At 60.5% G+C, this 2,659-nt stretch carries 2 protein-coding genes; both read right to left on the bottom strand.

What is annotated here, in order from left to right:
• The coding region (locus BGN91_RS03145) for an NADH-quinone oxidoreductase subunit M (RefSeq protein WP_292610497.1) at window positions 1-1,474 on the bottom strand (1,474 nt) is incomplete at its 3' end.
• 1 nt (window position 1,475) lies between these two features.
• A partial coding sequence (locus BGN91_RS03150; protein ID WP_292610498.1) for an NADH-quinone oxidoreductase subunit L occupies window positions 1,476-2,659 on the bottom strand: 1,184 nt, incomplete at its 5' end.

Consider the following 2,659-nt stretch of genomic DNA (forward strand, 5'->3'; position numbering starts at 1 on the left):
CGCTTGCGTAGTTATTGACGAGATTTTGTACGGAAGCTGCCGACAGATCGAGCACCGGCTTCGGGTAAACGCCGAACAGGATCGTCAGCGCCACCAGCGGCGCCAGCGTCAGCCCTTCCCTGAAGGTGAGATCCTTGATGGTCGCCAGCGTCGGCTTGACCAGCGCCCCGAACACGATCTTCCTATACAGCCACAAGGCGTAGGCCGCCGACAGGATCACGCCGAGCGTCGCCGCCACCGCCGTGGGAATGCTGACCTTGAAGGTGCCGATCAGCGACAGGAATTCACCCACGAATCCGGACGTGCCGGGCAACCCCACATTGGCCATCGTGAAAACGAGAAACGCCAGCGCGTAGAGCGGCATCCGGTTGACGAGCCCGCCATAGGCCGCGATTTCCCGCGTATGCATGCGGTCGTAGACGACGCCGACGCAGAGAAACAACGCGCCGGATACGATGCCGTGCGACACCATCTGGAACACGCCGCCGTGGATGCCCTGCATGGTGCCGGCAAAGATTCCCATGGTCACGAAGCCCATGTGAGCGACCGACGAATAGGCGATCAGCTTCTTCATGTCCTCCTGCATCAGCGCGACCAGCGAGGTGTAGACGATCGCGATGGCCGAGAGCGCAAAAACCAGCGGCGCGAAATCATACGACGCAAGCGGGAACATCGGCAGCGAGAAGCGCAGGAAGCCGTAGCCACCCATCTTCAACAGGATCGCGGCCAGAATGACCGAGCCCGCCGTCGGGGCTTCGACGTGCGCATCGGGAAGCCAGGTATGCACGGGCCACATCGGCATCTTGACCGCGAACGAGGCAAAGAAGGCGAGCCACGCCCACTTCTGCAGATTGTATGGAACCGCAGTGTGCATCAGCGTCGGAATGTCCGTGGTGCCGGCATTCCAGTACAGCGCCATGATGGCCAGCAGCATCAGCACCGACCCAAGCAGCGTGTAGAGGAAGAACTTGAAGGTGGCATAGACGCGGCGCGGACCGCCCCAGATCCCGATGATGAGAAACATCGGGATCAGGCCGCCTTCAAAGAAGACATAGAACAGCAGCAGGTCGAGCGCCGAAAACGTGCCGACCATCAGCGTTTCCAGGATCAGGAATGCCATCATGTAGGCCGGCACGCGACTGGTGATCGATTTCCAGCTCGCGACGATGCAGAGCGGCATCAGCGCCGTCGTCAGGATGACGAACGGCAGCGAGATGCCATCGACTCCCATGTGATAGCGAATGCCGGCCGCCAACCAGGTCGACTCCTCGACAAACTGGAAGTCGGTATTGGCGGGATCAAAGCGGGTGACCAGGATTAGCGACACCGCAAACGTAACAACAGTCGTCCACAGTGCGATCCAGCGCGCGGTCCGGTTGGCGGCGTCGTCGCCGCCACGAGCCATCACGTAAACCAGAATCGCGCCGACCAACGGCAAAAACGTCGTGACCGACAGAACAGGCCAGGTCGTCATTTCACTGGCCTCCCGCGCCGAACATGAACCAGGTGATCAGGCCGGCGACGCCGATCAGCATCGCAAACGCATAGTGATAGAGGTAGCCGCTCTGCAGCCTGACCACGTTCCGGGTGACATCGAGCACGCCGGACGAAACGCCATCGGGACCAAAGCCGTCGATGACGTAGCCATCGCCCTTCTTCCACAGGAAGCGTCCGAGCCACTTCGCCGAACGGACGAAGATGAGGTCGTACAGCTCGTCGAAGTACCACTTGTTGAGCAGGAACTGATAGAGCATCTGATGCTCGCGGGCGAGCCGGACAGGAATATGAGGCCGGCCGATATAGAACAGCCACGCCACCAAAAATCCCAGGATCATCATCGCGGTGGGCAGGAAGGCGACCGTCTCGGGAATATGATGCATCTCCTCGATGATGTGCGGATGCATCTTCAGCGAATCCCTGAAGAACTCTTCGACCCCGTGGCCGGTAAAAAGCTCCTTGAACGGGAAGCCCGCGAGGATCGAGCCGGCCGCAAGGATGCCGATCGGAATCAGCATCCAGATCGGGCTCTCGTGCGCGGCCTTGTAGTGAGCCTGATCGTGCGGCTCGCCGTGGAAGGTCTTGAAGATCAGCCGCCATGAATAGAAAGAGGTCAGGCCGGCCGCGATCACCGTCATCATGAATCCGTAATAGGCGAAGGGATTATGGGACGCGTAAGCGGATTCGATGATCGCGTCCTTGGAAAAATAGCCGGCGGTCAGCGGAAAGCCCGTTAGCGCCAGCGTGCCGATCACCATGACGAAATAGGTGTAGGGAATGCGATCCTTCAGGCCGCCCATGTTGCGGATGTCCTGCTCGTGATGCATCGCGTAAATCACCGATCCCGAGCCCAAGAACAGCAACGCCTTGAAGAAGGCATGCGTGAACAGATGGAACATCCCGACCGAATAGGCTCCCGCTCCCATCGCGACGAACATGTAGCCGAGCTGCGAGCAGGTCGAATAGGCCACGATGCGCTTGATGTCGTTCTGCACGAGACCGACCGTCGCCGCGAAGATCGCCGTGGTCGCGCCGATGAACATCACAAAAGCCTGCGCGTCCGGCGCCAGCTCGAACAACGGCGACAGCCTCGCCACCATGAACACACCGGCGGTCACCATGGTCGCGGCGTGGATCAGCGCCGACACCGGCGTCGGGCCTT

This window comes from Nitrobacter sp. 62-13, from assembly GCF_001896955.1.
In the GTDB taxonomy this organism is placed as follows: Bacteria; Pseudomonadota; Alphaproteobacteria; order Rhizobiales; family Xanthobacteraceae; genus Nitrobacter.